This is a genomic window from Paenibacillus sp. P3E (assembly GCF_001909045.1).
Taxonomy (GTDB): Bacteria; Bacillota; Bacilli; order Paenibacillales; family Paenibacillaceae; genus Paenibacillus_AQ; species Paenibacillus_AQ helianthi.
Window position 1 is genome coordinate 28813 of the sequence record NZ_LVWH01000176.1, and the last position, 18377, is coordinate 47189.

Sequence of the window (18377 nt, forward strand, 5' to 3'; positions counted from 1 at the left end):
GATCGTTCTCTTCATTCTTAAAACCACAAAAAGTGAGCAAAGTAGCGCTTCTCCCGTATTTGGAGAAGCGCTGCTTTGTGTTTTTGGTCCACTGTGGCTTGCTTTAGCAGATTATGGGCAAGCAAAAGCCACCCGACTTCGAGGGTCACTTTTCCCATCCCTCGAAGCAGAAATCGCCGGAAGCCCCGGTTGTTCTTCAGTTGTCCAAACACACTCTCCAACGTTTCCTTGCTTTCTTTGCGGAAATGCAGCGTTTGTCTGGCTGGACATGCTCATGTATCCCCGGCTTCGTCGTACGTCCAGTTCTCAATCTTTCCGATATTCTCTTTCCAGGCTTTGCTCTTTTCTTTATGGTAGCTGCCGTATTGGACCACGGCCTACACGTGTTCGTTTTCCAAATACGTCAAGTTCTCTTCACTGCCGTAGCCTTCATCCGCATGAAGGTTGCATCCGGGTCCTTCTTGCTGAAGCTGTTTCGGTCCCCCAGCAGGGTTTGGTATTGCTCATATTTCAGCAGTCTGGGCAGCAGATCCTTGCGGAGCTGCCAAACGGCTTTTTTCAGGGGCTTATCTTTGGACATTCACGACACGAACGAGGTGGTAAGAAGGAATGTCATCTTCCAGAACCATTGGCAAGCAAAGTTGGTCCATGCTATATTGAATGTACAATGAAATCGCTCCTTTGGAATGGTTGGGTGGTACCTCCATTTTACCAAAAGAACGATTTCTTTTTCGTGTTATTGAAGAGTGAAAATTCGTATCCCGCTTAAACAGCGGAGAGGACGGACTGATTGTGGAAAAGCGGCAGCGGTCGCCTTGGTCTCCGGATTTTCACCGCTAAGGGGAATGAAAAAAATCTGGAGAGCACAGCGATTGGAACAACGGTCCGTTCGCGCAGCGTCCACCCAAGTGCTCACGTTGATCCTACTTAAAAACAGGGGGCTATCGTTTTCGGTTTTTAGACCCAAGAACGGTCCCATAACTAGAATATTCTACTTAATCCTTGAACCGGTCCGCTAAAAAATGAGCTTGGAGAACTGATACAAACCATTCTTCCAGACCGGCCAATCATGGTCACCGTTCTCCTCTACCCAGAGATGCGGCACGGAATGCTGCGACAAATAAGCATGCGTCCGGTCGCTGACATTCTTGAGATTGTCCAGATCCCCGCACGATAACCAGAGCAGACTGAGCAGCTCGGCGGCCTTCTGCGGTTCCGGAAGCAACAGCTCAGGCAGCTTCGTATTGGGAGCCGGAGAGAACGCCCCGATCCAGGCGAAACGGTCCAGATGGTTCAGACCGATATTCAGGGATTGACCTCCGCCCATGGATAATCCGGCAATGGCACGGTGCATCCGGTCTGTCCGAACCGGATAATTCGCTTCGATATAGGGGATTAGATCATGGAGCAAATCCGATTCGAAGGTTTCGAACGCCTGTACCTTGTCTGGAGCAAAATGATCTCCTTCTGCCCGGTCATTCAACATCGCCCGGCCGTTCGGAAGTACCACAATCATGGGCTTCAGCATTTGATCCGCATACAAATTGTCCAGAATGATCTGAGGCTTGCCGTGATTGTACCACTCTGTCTCATCTCCGCCAATCCCGTGCAGCAGATACAAAACGCTATATTTTTGCTCAGCGGAATAGCCGGGAGGTGTATAGACCATTGCCTTCCGGGTGTTGCCTACCGCTCTAGAGGGATATTCTACGGTATGGATTATTCCCCGGGCAATGCCTTCCCTCTCCTTGTCATATCCGGCTGGTGCCGTTTGCATCGTATAATCTGGAATACTGTCGTTCATTGCCGTTCATTCCTCTCTTAGATATGAATGGATTGCCGTTTGAAATATTGCCCGACCAGAAATTGCATTACCTCACCTGGAGGTTTCTCCTCAAATTCTGCCTTGTCACCAAAAGCCATGCCGTAAGGCGTTTCCGGCGTACACGGTCTCCAGAGAGGCAACTCCTCACCGGTGGAATCCTTGCCGTTAGGATCACCCGTGCCAATGAAATACGCAAGATAATTGCACATCTGGCGGGCAAGGTCATAATGTTTGCCCACAAAAGGCCGCCAGCATTTGGCCAGCGTTTCGAAGTGGAACCACAGATCCACCGAATGGAAGGTTCCCGGATCATCCCATCCGGGAATGTCGGCATCAAACGTGTAATAATACATCGGAACGCCGCTGCCGGAATCGCTATTGGCCTTAACGGCAACACGGACCGCATATTCAATATTGCTTACGGAAGCCTTCTGGATCATTTCTTCCAGCTTTCCTGAATCAACGCCGCATAACTTAAGGTACTCTTCCGCTTCGCCGCCGAACATTTCAACCGCCATGGCTCTGAATTCATCCACGCTGCCGGCACCTGGAACAGCAAAAAATTCGGATGAGGTATTTCCCAGCATGACCGGCACTTTATGGTGCTGCCCCTTTAGAAAAAGGTCATACGGGTCGCCCGGACAGTATAACTGGTCCATGACCGTGCCCCAGAAGCTGCCGTACTCCAGCATTTTATCGCGGATATAGACGGCATCCAGCTTGCGGGCCTCTTCCAGCGTCGACACTCCCATAAATTCAAAGAACGCTGCGCCCTCCTCTTCAGCATCTTTCAAGGTCCGGTGCTGCGGAGGCACCGGGTTGTCCGGGTACAGCGGAGTAAAGATCCCGCTCATAATCACGGCCCGCTGAAACAACCCTTCATTCTGCGGCGAGGTCAGTTGGCTCAGCACACTTCCGCCGCCGGCTGATTGTCCGCCGATTGTGATTTGGTCCGGGTCTCCGCCAAAAGCAGCGACATTGCGTTTCACCCACTGTGTGCCAGCCTGCTGATCCAGATGTCCAAAATTCGCGGGAGCATCAGGGGATTCTGCAGTAATCTCAGGATGGCTCAGAAAGCCAAATGCGTTCAGACGGTAATTCACAGTCACAACGACAATCCCCCTGCGGGCAATGCGTTCGCCGTCAAACTCCATTTCAGCAGTATGGCCAACCTGTAGTCCTCCGCCAAAATACCATACAAAGACAGGAAGCTTCTCATCGGCGCTAACCGCCGGTGTCCAGACATTCAGGTACAGACAGTCCTCATCCATCGGAAGATCCGGGTCGACCGACCATTCGCGGGTATAAATATTATTCACATCTATGACTGTCGGGGCCTGCATCGAAATAGGGGCAAAATCATATGCCTTCAATTGCCCTTCCCAGTTCCGCACAGGCTGGGGGGCACGCCAGCGGTTCTTCCCTACAGGCGGGGCCGCAAACGGAATTCCTTTGAAGCTGGTAATACGTGGATCAGCTGCCGGCAACCCCTGAACGATACCATTTTCAACACACACCGCTCTTAACATGCCATTACTCCTCTCTGGATATCAGCGCTTAAGCACACAGGAATCAGCTTGTTCTGTTTAAGCAACCCGCATTTACCTCACGGCTACTTCCATAAATACCTTCTTTAGCTCCCGGTTCAGATCTTTATCTTCTGTCAGATCCAAAACCGGAACACCGTCAATATCAAAATGCACGCGGCGCAAGCCTGAACTTCTCGGTCCGTCAATCCCCGGTCTTGCATGATAAGCATTCCAAATGACCCCATCATCATCTGTCACATAGGAGTTGTGGCCCGGCCCATATTCTCCGGGAACACTTCTGGAGGTCAGCAGCGGATAATTCCCTTTGGTCCAGCTGCGGGTGTCCAGCAAATCTGCATCCTTATCGGCAGTCAAGAGACCCACAACATAGGTTGCATCCACTGCCGCGCTGGCAAAGGTCAAAAATAATTTGTCTTCGGTGTAGAGGGCAAACGGCCCCTCATCTACAAAAGTATGATTATTGGCCCACCCGTAATCGGGTCTGGTCAGAAGTACCGGATCACTGGTCAGCTTCCACGGCTCCTGCGGGTCAATGGTGGCGATATAGATCCAGGCTCCAAGATCGGCAGGCACGAACTGGCGCTCCGACCATGCGGCGTAATGCTCCCCGTTCCATTGAATGACAGTCATATCGAGGGAAATGGTTTTGCCTGCTTCGCATAAATATGTACCATCTTTCTTCACTACACGCTTAGGCATGGACCAGTCAGCAGCACACATCGGATTTCCTTCTGCACGTAACTTCATGACATGCGACTCTTCATGCAGGAACTCCCCCGGTGTTGCCGCATGAAAGAGATATAGCTCATCCTCAATGCTGTGAAATTCCGGTGCCCACAGCAGTCCGCCGATCTGTTCATAGGTGTTCGAATCCAGAATCAATACTTCCTCGGCATCTGCCAGCCCGGGGATGGTATCCGCTTCCCGCATATATAGCGTGTGATTTTGGTCCGCATCGTTGGTAGCAATGAAATAATACTTCCCTTTCCATTTCGCTATGCAGGGATCTGCACGGTCGAATGCAACCGGAAACGGGTAATGATCCTGATGGACTTCACCGGAAATTCTATAGGTTCCAGCCTTGTCCCAATGGATTTCTTCCGTATTCCAATCCACTCTTTTCAGCGCTTGGGTGCCGTCACTGTAGAGAGCCGTTGCCCGGATCTCATCCAAATCCTCTTCCGATGCGGCTGTCACGCGGTCTGGAACTTTAATGGCAATGTTGGTTGGAACCGTAAGCTTGCAGTAGAGCCTGCGGGCTATTTCTTTCGATACCGGGATGTAATTACGCGGCAGGACCCCCTCAATATCGGCAAGCACTGCCTCCAGGGTAAAAGGCTGCGCCGCTTCCGGTGCTGAGATTTCCTTCAGACTCATGATATCAGCTATAAAATTCTGATAACCGTTCCCCCGATCATCGATCCAGCGGATCAGGTAGCCTTTCCGACCGGCATCGTACTCGCAGGAGACATCGCTTACATAAGTATCCGCCTTAAGCTCCAGCAGTCCAACTTCGTTGTATTGCAGCAAGTCACCGGAGGAGAACACCAGCACTTTCCCCTTACTCTCTGCATCGGCTTCGCCTTCTGCCTCCGTACGGACTGCGATGACCCCGAAATTCCCCTCGGAGGTGTGGAACAGATACGGATTCTTCAAGCTCTTGGCCCGGAGTGTACCCTCCTCATTCTCTGTCGCCTTAGCGAATAAGACCCCTGAATTATGGTTTAATTCCTGAAAAAGAAGCCCGTCGTTGCAATAAGCCAAATGCATGCTGTGCGCCAGCTTCGGAGCATATACCATATCCTCCTGAGGTATCCGGGTATAGCAAAGGATATAATTCCGATCTTCGTGTTGTTGTGGTATCATTAACAAATGCCCCCCTCCATTATTGATAAATCCTAATGACCATTAACTACCATTTGAGCATTGAAATTCAGAATGTTTCCCCAAACGCCCTTAATACACAATATAAATTATAGAAAAATACTGAATCCCAAACAATGATATATCCTGCTCATTAATTGATGTATCCGAAGAAAGGAGAAGCCAATGCCCAAGATTCATTATGTCGAATTTGACGCTACTCATCCTGACGATTTTGTCTTCAGTATTCCCGATGGCCATGATGCCTGGCTTCTGGTGCTCACACAAACTCCGGCGTTGTTTGAAGTGAACGGGGAATTGAAAGAGTATCCGGCCCACTCTGTTATTCTTTATCCTCCTAAGCACACTATCTATTATCGTGCTTGTTCCAATAAGTACGTTAACGACTGGGTCCGTTTCGATGCGGACGAATCCTACATCACTGAAACCACTTTGCCTGTTGGTGTCCCATTCTCGCTGCCGGACCCCAGCTATTGCCATCAGCTGTTTCAACTGCTGACCTTTGAGCATACTTTTCAGAATGATTACAGGGAACTGTCCATCGACTACCTGTTTCGAATTATCTTCAATAAGCTGTGTGAAGCGTCCCAAGACAAGCTGAACCCGCAATATTATAATCTTCTAAGCTTGCGTAAGACGCTTTACAATAACCCCGGCCATCCTTGGACCGTTTCCTTAATGGCAGAGTATCTGCATATCAGTGCAGGCTATCTGCAGACGATATATAAATCTACCTTCGGGATCTCCTGCATGGAAGATGTCATTCATTGCCGGATTCGGCTGGCCAAAGAAAAGCTTGGCTTCGGTCCGCACAAAATTGCCGAGGTTGCAACGCTTTGCGGGTATGCCAATGTGGAGCATTTCTGCAGACAGTTTCGGCAGCTTACGGGTTACTCCCCCAAGGCTTACCGGGAGACACTCGCCTCCAAGGAACCGAAGGAACCGGCTGACAAATGATTTGAGAGCGGCTCCCAGGTTCAGCTTGGGCAGCCCCTCTCTATTTTCCGGGTTCACCAAGGACAGGCAGAGCCGCATCATCACGTAAGAACAGGGGAATCTGATGTAGCGGTGCATCCGACAGGATGACCTGGCCGCCTGCAAATTTTTCACGGGTATAGGCATGGGTCCAATGGGATCCTGCCGGCAAATATACCTTGCGCTCCCTTACACCTTCGAACAGCACTGGGGCGACTAGGAGATCGGGACCGAACATATACTGGTCTTCCACTTCCCAGGCTTCCGGGTCCTGAGGGAAATCATAGAACAAAGGACGCATCGGTGGTGTCCCCTTCTCATGAGCAGCCCTCATCAAACCAGAGATATAGGGCTTCAGCCGCTCTCTGACCTGCAAGAATTCCTTGAATATGTCGTATGCCTCTTCCCCGTAGCTCCATACCTCATTATCCGAGCCGCTGCCGCATACGCCACCCCCCTTCGTCCCGGTAGGCGGAACAAAAGGCTGGCGGTCGCCATGAAGCCGAAAAACCGGAGAGAACGCACCGTATTGGAACCAGCGCACCATCAGCTCACGGAACGAAGAGTCTTCCAGATTGCCGCCGTGAAAGCCGCCGATATCTGTTGTCCACCAAGGAATGCCCGCCATGGCCATATTCAGGCCGGCCCTCACCTGAATGCCCAGAACCTTGAAGCTGGAGTGGATATCTCCAGACCATACCAGAGCACCGTAGCGCTGGCTTCCCGCCCAGGCGGAGCGCACCAGATTGATGATGCCCGATTGTCCCTCGGCGGACATTCCGTCGTAAAAGGTCTGGCTGAACTTCACCGGATAAATATTTCCAATTTGCTTGCTGGAGCCGATATGGTAACGGTAAATATCGTGGTCGTAGACAGTCAGTTCAGGCTCTGCCTCATCGAGCCAGAATACCCGTATGCCTTTGTCATAATAGTTCTGCTTAATCAGTCCCCATAGAAACTGGCGGGCTTCAGGGTTGGTTGCATCAAATATGGAGTTTTGTCCAAGAAACTGGAATTGGGTGCGGACACCGCGGTCGGAGCGGAGCAGATATCCCTTTTCCAGCATCTCCTGATAGTTTTCGCTCTCTGTTTGTACAGTCGGCCATACGGAGACCATTAACTCTATCCCCAGCTCCTGCAGTTCTTGCACCATCCCCTCAGGATCAGGCCAGTAATCGGGGTCAAATCTCCAGTCCCCTTGATTCGTCCAGTGAAAAAAGTCTACCACGATAACATCGATAGGCAGATTCCGGCGTTTATACTCCCTGGCCACCTCCAGCAATTCTTCCTGGGTACGGTACCTAAGCTTGCATTGCCAGAAACCCATGCCGTAGTCCGGCATCATCGGTACCGTTCCGGTAGCCTTGGCATAGGCTTCCTCGATTTCGGCAGGAGTATCACCGGCTGTGATCCAATAATCCAGTTGTTTAGCCGAGGGGGCCGTCCATTCCGTAACATTCAGACTGAAATGCGCCTGCCCGATTGCCGGATTGTGCCACAAAAAGCCATAACCGGCACTGGAGAGTACAAACGGAACACTGATCTGGCTGTTGCGGTGGGTCAGCTCCAAGGAGCAGCCCTTTAAATTCAAGAATTGATGCTGGTATTGCCCCATGCCATACAGCTTCTCCGAAGGATCCGCTTCCAGCCGGAGCTTCACGGAATAATCACTGCCGCCGGGAATGGCCCGGAGTTCTCTTCCTCCATATTTTAATTGATAGGTATCTTCCGTTTCGTTAAGCAATAGTTTGCCATGCTGGTTATAATAGAAAATCTGCCCCTTGTCAGTGATCTCCGCCTTGATATTTCCGTTAACAATCGTCGCTTTCCCCTTATCGATGGTTACCTCACATTTAATCGCCGGTGCAGGCAAGAGCGCCCAATCATCATCGGTGATCTCCGAATAGGAAGCCCGGACACGCAGCGCATGTTCACCCCAAGGTTCGATCCAGACTCTTTCATGGTCATATTCTCTAATCAGTCTTCCATTCTCTTCACGAAACATAGCACGATACCTCCAACAGTTCTATAATAAGGTTGCAACCACATTATAAAGAGTGCAGAACCGCCATACTACACATAAAAGTACGCATCTATCATACGATATTACGTTTTATTGGAGGAGTATATAATCGTGGAATCTTTCGAAGACCAGCCCTATCCGTGGAAAAAAGAGCACACTGACATTCCGGAGAATCTGTTTCCGATCAACGTTTTTCATATCTACTTTCCGGACCGGAGCATTATTCCGCCCCATTGGCATAACCATCTCGAATGGATTCTGATTACCAAAGGCAGCTTCCGGGTCCAAGTCGGCCCAAATTCCAGTGAATTAGTGAGGGGAGAGGTCGCCTTTGTCGGCCAGCCCCAGATCCATGCCGCTTATCCAACAGAGGATGGCAGTGAGTTGTATGCAATCGTCTTTAACGAAGCCTTGCTAAATGGAATGAGGGATTATACTGAAATCCAGTACATCCGTCCGCTTCTGGCCGGTGAGATTCTGCTGCCCGCCTTCTACCTCATTCATGAACCGGTTACCAAGTCTATCAGGGAATGTATGGAACGCATTATTCTCAGCTATCAGAACAAAACCTTTGGCTATGAACTATGCATAAAAGGCGATCTTTTCTCCTCCCTGGGCCTCGCTTATCCACTGGCGGAATTCACCTCTCCAAACTCAAAGGCAGCGCACGGGGAGACAGGGATTCAGCCTGTGTTGATCCATCTTAGCAACCATTTTCATGAACCGCTGACGGTAGAGGAAGCTGCCCGGATATGCTGTGTAACACCCAATTATTTCTGTCATTTATTCAAAAAAACCACTGGAAAAACGTTAATCGAATATGTAAATATGCTTCGGATACATGAAGCCTGCAGACTGCTTCAGCTTAACCGGTACTCTATCCAGGAAGTTGCCTATAAAGTCGGCTTTTCTAACCTGACGTACTTTGGACGGATGTTCAAAAGGATCACCGCTATGACTCCGAGCGTCTACATAACGCATTTTATCTGACCATAGCGGGCTGTTTCCTTTTCAATCTTTAAGGCTTAATAAAATGGAAATAATCGAAATCGGTATACCCGCCGGACTGATGGGTCGCGTAATGGAAGAGTCCAATTCTATACCCCATAAAATGATCCAGCGTGAATTTCATATGCAGCGTCCGGCCGATTGGCTTCCACACTGTCCCGTCTTCCGAATAGAAGAACTGTGCCTGGTCGAGGCTATCCTCAAAATTGAAGTCAATTCTGAGATACACCCGTTCGCCGGTGAACACGATACTCTCCACCGCCTCCTCGGAGCCGTCGCCGCCGTTAACACACATATCGATGCTGAACTGTCCTCGCTCCCCGGCTGCGATCCTAACCGTGCCAAACCCGTTCTGCAGCGCTACCATTCCTGCCCGGTCACCGGGCTTCATTCCCGAGATCTCCAGTACAGTCTCCGCGCTGCAGGCCGGACCTTCCGTACGTTGCGTCAGCGTATTGCGGGCAAACAGGATGCTGTCTGTGAATGGACCGGTGCGGAGCCGCAGATAGCCCGGCCGCTCTGTCACAGACCACAGCCCATGGTCAGGATTATGGTTCCACTGCCAGTTCAGGGCCAGCCGGTTGCTCTCATTATCGAACTCATCGCTGATGACCAGAGGCTTCGGTTCCGCCACAGGAAGCTTTGTCTCAATACCTTGAGGTACTGAGCCATTATTCCTGATGATCGGCCAATCGTTCTCCCAGCTCACAGGAAGCACGCAGGGAATCCGCCCGACAGCATCATGATCCTGGAACAGCACAGCATACCAATCATGATCCGGGGTATCAACAATACCGCCTTGAGCCACACCATTATTATGGTAGCCGAGGTCATCATCCAGAATAATTTCCCGTTCATAGGGACCCAGAAGTTCCCGTGAACGGTAGCATATTTGACGTCTGCGCATATTTCCGGTTCTCGGCCATTCAATAAAGAACAAATAGTAATAACCGTTCAACTTGTACGCATGACAGCCTTCAATCCGCAGACCGATGTCAGTCCGGTCGCCTTCGAGCAGCAATTGATCGGTTCCCCCCGGCTTTACAGCCGTAAGATCTTCTGTCAGCTCCTTAATCCGGATATCCCCATTACCATAGATCACATAATTGCGGCTATCGTCATCCAGCAGCAGGCCCGGGTCATGGTGAAGCCCCGGTATCACCGAACGCTCCCATATTCCATGTTCAATATCCTCCGTGCGGTAGATATAGAACTGGTCCATGTCATTGGATGAGAAACAAACATAGAATACCCCGTCTTTGTGACGGAGCGATGCCGCCCAGGAGCCTTTTCCGTAAATATCTTTCCCGTCCAGCAGCCGGTGGGCATCGTTATCCTCAAAGGTATCAAATACATAATTTACAATTTCCCAATTCACTAGGTTAACTGATTTCATAATCGGACAGCCCGGCATGGAATGCATACTCGTGCTGACCATATAGAATATTGAACCAACCCGGATGACGTCAACATCGGGAACATCTGCCCACATGATAGGATTGGTTATGATAGCGGTATTCACTGTACAGCCCTCCCTGTATGAACTCCTCTACTCCACGAACTGCCATGACACAAGCTTATATAATGGAACCCCAGTTTTTCCGGTGAACACCAGATACAGATCGTGGATTCCTTCCGCTCCGTTAACCTCCGCCTTTAACTCTATCTGATTCTCCGGCCCATCCGCAGCGGGAACAGGCAGTTCGCCAATGAATAGACCTGCCGGTTCATCCAGATGCAGCTCAATCGTACCGCCGCCCTCTAGGCATATGACAGAAGCACTGAATGCTCCGGCACCTTTTCTTCCGAAATCGACCCCGGATAATCCGATCCAGTCGCCATTGCCAATATCCGTTACAATCCGGTCTCCCACTGCCGCCTCGAATTCCGTCATTACGCCCGCACTCCATCCTATCGTCACCGCCTGGACACGTTGATACGGACTCAAAGACTTGATTTGCTGTACACCTTTATAGTCTGCTTCCACATGCTGAATGGAACCATCCCCATTATGGAAAAGGCGGCCCAGATGCGTTGAACGGTAGCCGTTCGCAATGCCCTGTGCTTTGGACAAGGTTTGCGCGTGATAGGCGATGTACCATTCATCATGAAATTGGAATATCGCATGATGGTTATTACCTGACACTCCGAAAAAATGCCCCGGGTTCTTTAATATCGTCTCACGGTATGTCCAGGGACCCATTGGGTTGTCACTCGTCATATAGGCAATCTCACCCGCAGGAGGACTGCCTTCCGGACGTTCCCCGTCATAGAAATTCGAACAGTAGGTATAGTAGTAGACTCCGTTCCGCTTATGTATCCCGGCATCCTCGAACATGAATGGTGCGGGAATAACCTCAGCAGTACCTGCTACGCTGGTCATATCCTCCCCCAGCATCATAACCCGTGCTGTGCCAGGCTCGGTGAACTGTCCTTCCGGGACTCCGCCTCCGAAATAGATGTAGCCCTGGCCGTCATCATCAACCAGTACTGCCGGGTCGAACAGCCAGGTAACCTCTTCAACTCCAGGAGTGGACCGCAAAATATGCGCCTCACCAATAGGGTCAACCCATGGTCCCACCGGACTGTCACTTGTCAGAACACCGATACCGCTGGCATTGTTGGCGAAGTACAGGAAGAATTTATCCTTGCCTCCGATTACCTTATGGACTGCTGCAGGCGCCCAGGACTGGGTAGCCCACTTGGCCGCTCCGTCCGGCCCTGCTACTGCAATTTCGCCGTGATCAGTCCAATTGACTAGATCACTGGAGGAGATTACCGCAATCTTACGGATACTGCTATAAGTATTTTCTTTGATCGTACCGTTCCCGTCATACTCCAGTGCATCATGGGTCATGTACAAATAGACCCGGTCTCCAAATACCAGGGCATACGGATCGGCCCCATATCGGTTCGCAACCACCGGATTCCCGTTAGGCGGAACCTTTCCTATGGCTTGATTCAATTGAAATACCATTCTATGTCCTCCATTTTTTGAATTTCCCGAACTTCATCAAGTATTATCATATCGAAGCAGCCAGATCGGCAAGCCGTCCGAACGAAGCTTTGGGCTGCTGGTGTACGTCAAACAGAAATGGCCAGTTTTTACGCCCGCGAACCGGGAAACCATCCAGCCAGGTATAATCATCCGCTACACCCCAGAACGTAACGGAATCAATGACCTTTCTGTATTCCAGCAGAACGGCAAAAATCTCCGCATAACGTTCTTCCTGAAGCTTCAGCATCGCAACTGTTGGCGCTTTCAAATCAGCCCGTTGATCTTCGAACCGGAACATGGAGAGATCAAGCTCGGTAATGTGGATTCTAAGGCCAAGAGAAGCATATAATTCAATCGCACTGCGGATTTCGTCAATGGTTGGGCCATAGATGTTCCAGTGTGCCTGCATACCTATCCCGTGAATAGGTGTATTCTGGTCGAGCAAACTGCGGACCAGCTTGAAGATCTTGTCGCGTTTGACAGGATCGGTCTCATTATAGTCGTTGTAGAACAACAAGGCGCCCGGGTCTGCCTGATGGGCCATTTCAAAAGCCTCACGGAGATAGTCCTCTCCGAGGATTTCGAGCCATTTCGTATCCCTCAAGTATTGGTCCGACTTATCCTCAATGGCTTCATTAACTACATCCCAGGCATAAGCCTGCCCGCGGTACCGGCCCACAACAGCGTTGATATGGGTTTGCAGACGGCCGAGCAGCTGCTCTCTGGTGCACGGCTCCCCCTCTGAATTGCGGAACATCCAATCTCCTGTCTGGTTATGCCAGAGAAGTGTATGGCCCCGGACTGCGATTTGATGGGCCTTAGCGAACTCAAAAATACGGTCGGCTGCATCAAAGGTAAAGATCCCTTCTTGCGGCTGGACTTCCTCAGGCTTCATCACATTTTCAGCTGTAATGCTGTTGAAATGCTTAGCAATGAAAGGCGCTTGAGCAGATAAAACATCCATGCTGACCGCAGCGCCCATTTTGAAGGCGTCCCGGAACACTTCATGCAATGCGGGTAACCCGCTATTTGCCTGTGTCATCTTGTATAACCTCCTAATTAGAATGTAGAACAGACAGTTAAGTCTATAATATCGCTTTTGTATGCGTTTACCATTACCAAATTAAAGAAGCATACTCATCCTTTTTTAGCTTCAGCCTCGTTGCGGTAAGCGACTGGTTTCAGTGCGGTCCGCTTTTCAAACTCTCTTAAAAAATGATGGTAGTGAACATAACCCACATTCTCTGCAATCTTCCTGACGGTCTCGCCCGTTTCAATTAACCGCTTCTTGGCTTGTTCAATGCGCAAATTGTGAATATATTCAAGGATGCTGATATTATTCTTTTTAATAAACGCCTGGCCCAGGTAAACCGGATTGATATAAAAGTGCTCTGCTATCTCTTTTACAGTCAAAGGTTTGGAATAATTGTCCTTCAAAAAGTATTCCACCTGTATCAGCGGATGTTCGGATCCGCGTTCCTTATGCTGCTTGATATATTCCATACATGAATTCAACAATTGCCTAAGGATGTCTTCCAGCACTGCGAGCGACTTGGGCTTGGTTCTAAAAAACTCAAAAGAATCACTCCATTGCTCAGCCTTCCCGCCGAACTCCTTCACCAGCTCCATACTTTTCAGCATGATATCGATGCTGGTCATCTGTACAACCTCAGGCGCAGTTCTATTCCGTTCAAACATACTGAACATTTCCTTCAATTGGTCCCAAGCCTTCTGCTCCTGCAATCGTTCAACTGCGCCCATCAGTTCCTCTGTCAGATCTGCGGAAGGCAGACGATAGCTAAGCTGGCTCCGGGCATCCATGGTTGCATCAATGGGGCCGCTGGCTTCCGAATAGAAAAGATGGCGGGCGGCAGCCCCAGCGGCCAGCATATAGGCTACGGGCAGCTCCCGTAGTGACTGCACATTCGGCCCGATGCTCACATATCCCTTTACACTGTTCCTAGACAATTCGGTATATACCCGCCTAGCCAGCTCCGCTGCCCGCGCCGAGCTCTCCACAACAAGCCCCGCCTGATCGCCGGGCAAATCAATGAACAAGGCACCCACCACCCCAGCGAACTTCCGGCAGATTTCCGTGATATTGCATTTGGGGCCATTCACATGTATATAAGTCCAACCCGAAACCGCCTCGTCCAGACGATCCATGAGTTCGGCAATCTCCTCTTCCGGCTCCGTCCACTGCCCTTCGAGCATACGGGCGATCGCAACGGGAAGAAGCCGGCTCGCCAGCATGTCCTGCTGCATCTTGTGCTTGGCACGCATTTCCAGCTCATCCGTAATGTCAGCAAGCGCCTTCTCCCATTCCGCATCAATGACAGGCTTCAGCAAATAGTGTCTTACCCCATAACGGAGTGCTGTCCGTGCGTATTCGAACTCGCCGTAACCGCTGAGGACGATAAAAATGGGCTGCTCTATGTCCAAATCGCGTACTTGCTTGATTAGCTCTAATCCATCGATGCCGGGCATGCGGATATCTGTAATCACAAGATCTGGCGAACACTCCTCCACCATGCTTAACGCTTCTTCCCCGTTCTCACATGCGCCGCAGATTTCAAAGCCCAGCTCCTCCCAATCGGTCAACGTTCTTAATCCCTCTAATGCAATCGTTTCATCATCCGCTAAAACCACTTTAAACATGGGATTCCTCCACTTTTGGGTCTAATGCCAAGTCTATGGGGATTTGAATTGTGATCGACGTCTGTTCATACTCGGTACTCTCAATGGTAAAGCCGGCGCGGCTGTCATAATACATCATCAGGCGTCTATAGACATTTCGGAGCCCGACATTTTGTCCGGAGTCCTGGTCTGATTGCAGGTGGGACTTGATCCATTCCAGCTTCTCGTTGCCGATTCCCTTTCCGTTGTCAGTCACAACAATGATTAAAGATGCGTCGTTCATGGAAGCAGACACGTGAATCTTCCTTGCACCTTTGACCGATTGCAGACCATGCTTGCAGGAATTCTCCACCAGTGCCTGGACGCTCATTTTGGGAATCCGGCAATTCAGTACAGAAGAGTCGATATCAATGTCGTACGTGAACCGGCTCTGAAAGCGGAATTTTTCAATCTGCAGATACATTTCAATAAAAGATATTTCTTCCCCGACGGTAATCAGATCGTCCTTCCAGCTCAGCAGCCTGCGCATAATAAGGGCCAGATTCCGGATCACATCGGTGACCTCTTCATACTTGTATTTCTTACAAATGACCAGTATGGCGTTCAGCGTATTAAAAAGGAAATGCGGGTCCACCTGACTTTCCAGATAGTTCAACTCAGCTCTTACCTGCTCCAGCTCGAGGTCCTTTTTCTGAATTTCCAGCTTGTACACATCATTAATCAGATTGCGGATTTTCTCCGTCATCAGATTGAAGCTGCGGATGAGACCGCCGATTTCGTCCTTTCCCTCATACATATCAATGCTCTCGAACTGTTCATATTTGACAAGCTTCATATGTCTGTAGAGCAATCTCACCCTCAGATTATAGGATCGTATAATCACAATGATCAGCAGAGTTGGAATAATTACGGTCAGCACAGCAAAAATCAGCGATAGCCGTAGCGCACGGCTCATCTCATGATTGACCACTCTGCCTTCCGGAGTTCCGATCAGCCTCCAGCCTTTCGTATATCCCGCATTGCCCAAAGTACGGACAATCTGCTTGGACGATTGACTGTCATCCGTATCCATGTTTAATAAAACGTTTTTATCCATGGAATAATAGGAATGATCCGATTCCAGCACCACACGGTTCTTCTCATCCAGGAGCTTGAACTGCAAATAGTCGTGTTCCTTCTTGAACAGCTCTTGCACATTGTTCAACCTCAGATCGATTCGCAGATACTTACGGTAGGGCTGTCCGGTAAAGTTATCCAACTTGCGGATAAGGCTGACAAACACTTCCTGCTGAGGCGGATTGAGCGGGTTAGTCCCCTGATAAGAGGTTAATAGCACCTTGTCCGAGCCACTGGTTATTTTACGGTACCATTCACTCTTCTTATCGTTGTCTGACAGAATAAAGTAACTGCCGCCGTTCTGAATCGTCGGATTGGTAGTATAGACGCCCATCCAATAAATATAGGAATGCAGGTTGTTATATTGCCACATCTTATCCCTCAGAACACTGTTGTAGGCATCATAATAAGCCTCGTTATCGGGATAGGTATAATCCATGATTTCATTGTAGGCACGGTCTGCTGCAACCGTGTTGCTTATCGCCACACATTCATTCACAATTTGCATAAAATCATAGACCACCCGGTCTACGGAAATCTCAAGGTTCTCTCTTTCACGGGCATCCACATTACGGCTGATCTGGACATAGAAGAGGGCGTTAATACTGAGTATAGGGACAAGAACGCATAGCAAATAGATAAACAGAAATTTGTATTTGAGCGGGATATCATTGACGATGGCTGATGGTTTCCTTTTGCCCTTCATGCTGCTCCCCTCCTCCTCTCCCTTGAATTAGCCCTTCTTGTACACCGAAGGTGAGACACCATTCAGCGATTTAAACTTGGCAGCGAACAAATCCGCATCCGAATATCCCACACGCTCCGAGATATCCGAAATGCACATATCCGTCCGGCGCAGCAGTTTCTTGGCTTTTTCAATTCGGTATTCATGAAGAAATTCGTTAAAAGAGATGCCATAACGTTTCTTGATTCGTTGTCCCAGATAGGCAGAATTCACATGTAAATGCTTCGCAATATCCTGCAGCTTCAGCTTCTTCTGATAGTGCTCCCGGACATAGTCGATCGCCGCTGTAACGAGCAGGTCCTCCTGATGGTTGTCCACTGAGGCGAACCATTCGGCAACCTCGTACAGATCCTCCTTCGTCTGCTGCTCAAGCAGCGGCAAACAGCAAGCGGTTACCCGGGGTGGAAACCATTTATCCGCCCAACTTGCCGAGTCTCCTCCCCTTACATCGATTTCACGGAGCAGTTCAGCTTTGATGTTGCTCAAGAAGGCATCGATCCATGCACTTGAAGTACTATCCGCCGAGAAAATTTTAAAGACATCGCTCAGTTGGGAGCTTAATGGGTCAAGCTGCCCTTCGGTAACCGATTGGAGCAGCGATTTCTTCAGCCCCGCCGGAAGCAGCGCCATTTGATCCTTGTCCTGCTCCTGGAAGAAACCAATTTCGCGGGTGTTCAAATCCGGTCGGTATAGTTCAGCTGCGAGCGCTTCATGATACGCAGCATTCAGAAATGCGGTACCGCGATGCTCAAGGCTTGCCGAGAAAAGAACCAGACCGCTATACTCAGTCCGCATTTCATTGATCCAGCTTGCCAGCATCACCGGGTCAAGCTCCGGGCCTTCCGGCGGAGAAACCAGCAAATAGCCATGTTTATGGCTTCCAGCCAAAAAAGGGTACGCGATTATATTGCGGAACGTTTCCTTGAGGCTCATGGAATAGACTTGTCTTCGCAACTGTGAGCTGTCGAGCGAAACCCCCTGGGCCAATACACAGCATATCCGGGAGCCGGGGTGTATATCCAGCGCCTTAAATGCCTCTTCCGCTTCTTCTGCAGTGTTCTCCCGCATGAGAAGACGGGATATGGTTTCCGCCTGTATAAAGGCGGAAACCAATTCCTGTCGTGAAGCAAGCTTACGCTCCGTGCGTATTTGTTCGGCTACAGTCTGCAGTGCCTCTGTCAATTCTATTTCATCCAAGGGTTTGGTCAAATAATTGGACACACCGTATCTTAGGGCTTCCTTGGCATACTCAAAGTCAGCATACCCGCTAAAGATGATGAACTTCGGTTGGAAATCGCTTTCAGCAAATATCTTAATGAGTTCAAGGCCATCGATCACAGGCATACGTACATCGGTTATGACCAAATCAGGCCGTGTGCTATGAATAAGCTGCAGCGCATCTTCGCCATCCAGGGCCTCGCCGCACACTTCAAAGTCCAGTTCCTCCCAGTCGACCAGTAGTCGCAATCCTTCAAGCATCAGCGGCTCATCGTCGACAAACAGCACCTTAAGCATTGGCATCACCCTCTTTATTTCTAATTTTTTTGATTACAGAAAGCTAAGCCTTGTGGAACAGGAGAAACCGCTTCGGCTGCTGCCGAAACGGTATAATCCCT

The 18377-nt window shown here is 49.9% G+C and carries 12 protein-coding genes and 1 pseudogene; 2 read left to right on the forward strand and 11 right to left on the reverse strand.

All coding sequences use genetic code 11. From position 1 onward, the window contains the following. Positions 1-17: 17 nt before the first annotated feature. From A3842_RS33900 to A3842_RS18815, 4 genes and pseudogenes are all read right to left on the reverse strand, one after another. Positions 18-574: pseudogene (locus A3842_RS33900) on the reverse strand (transposase); the annotation flags it as partial. Between the two features lie 441 nt (positions 575-1015). Then, positions 1016-1804 (reverse strand): alpha/beta hydrolase, encoded by a 789-nt coding sequence (locus tag A3842_RS18805; RefSeq protein WP_074102347.1) that lies wholly within the window; start codon positions 1802-1804, stop codon positions 1016-1018. Positions 1805-1821: 17 nt separating this feature from the next. Then, a complete protein-coding gene (locus A3842_RS18810) occupies positions 1822-3354 on the reverse strand; it encodes a carboxylesterase/lipase family protein (protein ID WP_074085538.1) in 1533 nt (510 codons plus the stop codon). Positions 3355-3426: 72 nt separating this feature from the next. Continuing rightward, positions 3427-5241 (reverse strand): family 43 glycosylhydrolase, encoded by a 1815-nt coding sequence (locus A3842_RS18815; protein WP_074102348.1) that lies wholly within the window; start codon positions 5239-5241, stop codon positions 3427-3429. 183 nt (positions 5242-5424) lie between these two features. Here A3842_RS18815 and A3842_RS18820 point away from each other — a divergent pair, with 183 nt between their 5' ends. After that, positions 5425-6216 carry a helix-turn-helix transcriptional regulator gene (locus tag A3842_RS18820; protein WP_074102349.1) on the forward strand — a complete coding sequence of 264 codons (792 nt, stop codon included), beginning with the start codon at positions 5425-5427 and terminating at the stop codon, positions 6214-6216. A gap of 40 nt (positions 6217-6256) precedes the next feature. Here the strand turns inward: A3842_RS18820 and A3842_RS18825 are convergent, their stop codons facing one another. After that, entirely contained in the window at positions 6257-8239 is a 1983-nt protein-coding gene (locus A3842_RS18825; protein WP_074102350.1) for a glycoside hydrolase family 31 protein, read from the reverse strand. 129 nt (positions 8240-8368) lie between these two features. Between A3842_RS18825 and A3842_RS18830 the strand changes: the two genes are divergently transcribed. Further along, positions 8369-9247, forward strand: coding sequence for an AraC family transcriptional regulator (locus A3842_RS18830; RefSeq protein ID WP_074102351.1), 879 nt, complete (start codon positions 8369-8371; stop codon positions 9245-9247). Between the two features lie 28 nt (positions 9248-9275). Here the strand turns inward: A3842_RS18830 and A3842_RS18835 are convergent, their stop codons facing one another. The 6 genes from A3842_RS18835 to A3842_RS18860 form a co-directional block, all read right to left on the reverse strand. Continuing rightward, a complete protein-coding gene (locus A3842_RS18835) occupies positions 9276-10787 on the reverse strand; it encodes a glycoside hydrolase family 43 protein (protein WP_074102352.1) in 1512 nt (503 codons plus the stop codon). Positions 10788-10814: 27 nt separating this feature from the next. Further along, the gene (locus A3842_RS18840; RefSeq protein WP_074102353.1) at positions 10815-12242 is read right to left on the reverse strand and encodes a glycoside hydrolase family 43 protein; all 1428 of its coding nucleotides are present in this window, start codon (positions 12240-12242) and stop codon (positions 10815-10817) included. Positions 12243-12288: 46 nt separating this feature from the next. Next, positions 12289-13305: an endo-1,4-beta-xylanase gene (locus tag A3842_RS18845; protein ID WP_074102354.1), complete on the reverse strand. Its 1017-nt coding sequence runs from the start codon at positions 13303-13305 to the stop codon at positions 12289-12291. 95 nt (positions 13306-13400) lie between these two features. Continuing rightward, the gene (locus A3842_RS18850; protein WP_074102355.1) at positions 13401-14921 is read right to left on the reverse strand and encodes a response regulator; all 1521 of its coding nucleotides are present in this window, start codon (positions 14919-14921) and stop codon (positions 13401-13403) included. Then, complete coding sequence (locus A3842_RS18855) at positions 14914-16722, reverse strand: sensor histidine kinase (RefSeq protein WP_074102356.1); 1809 nt, start codon at positions 16720-16722, stop codon at positions 14914-14916. Before A3842_RS18855 ends, A3842_RS18850 begins: the two co-directional genes overlap by 8 nt. Before the next feature lie 27 nt (positions 16723-16749). Beyond that, positions 16750-18282, reverse strand: a complete 1533-nt coding sequence (locus A3842_RS18860) for a response regulator transcription factor (RefSeq protein ID WP_083609645.1) — start codon at positions 18280-18282, stop codon at positions 16750-16752. Positions 18283-18377: the final 95 nt, after the last annotated feature.

Bases quoted from the DNA above. Each gene is read 5' to 3' on its own strand.
- A3842_RS18805 (WP_074102347.1), bottom strand. From the start codon at position 1,804: ATGAACGACAGTATTCCAGATTATACGATGCAAACGGCACCAGCCGGA.
- A3842_RS18810 (WP_074085538.1), bottom strand. From the start codon at position 3,354: ATGTTAAGAGCGGTGTGTGTTGAAAATGGTATCGTTCAGGGGTTGCCG.
- A3842_RS18815 (WP_074102348.1), bottom strand. From the start codon at position 5,241: ATGATACCACAACAACACGAAGATCGGAATTATATCCTTTGCTATACC.
- A3842_RS18820 (WP_074102349.1), top strand. From the start codon at position 5,425: ATGCCCAAGATTCATTATGTCGAATTTGACGCTACTCATCCTGACGAT.
- A3842_RS18825 (WP_074102350.1), bottom strand. From the start codon at position 8,239: ATGTTTCGTGAAGAGAATGGAAGACTGATTAGAGAATATGACCATGAA.
- A3842_RS18840 (WP_074102353.1), bottom strand. From the start codon at position 12,242: ATGGTATTTCAATTGAATCAAGCCATAGGAAAGGTTCCGCCTAACGGG.
- A3842_RS18845 (WP_074102354.1), bottom strand. From the start codon at position 13,305: ATGACACAGGCAAATAGCGGGTTACCCGCATTGCATGAAGTGTTCCGG.
- A3842_RS18850 (WP_074102355.1), bottom strand. From the start codon at position 14,921: ATGTTTAAAGTGGTTTTAGCGGATGATGAAACGATTGCATTAGAGGGA.
- A3842_RS18855 (WP_074102356.1), bottom strand. From the start codon at position 16,722: ATGAAGGGCAAAAGGAAACCATCAGCCATCGTCAATGATATCCCGCTC.
- A3842_RS18860 (WP_083609645.1), bottom strand. From the start codon at position 18,282: ATGCCAATGCTTAAGGTGCTGTTTGTCGACGATGAGCCGCTGATGCTT.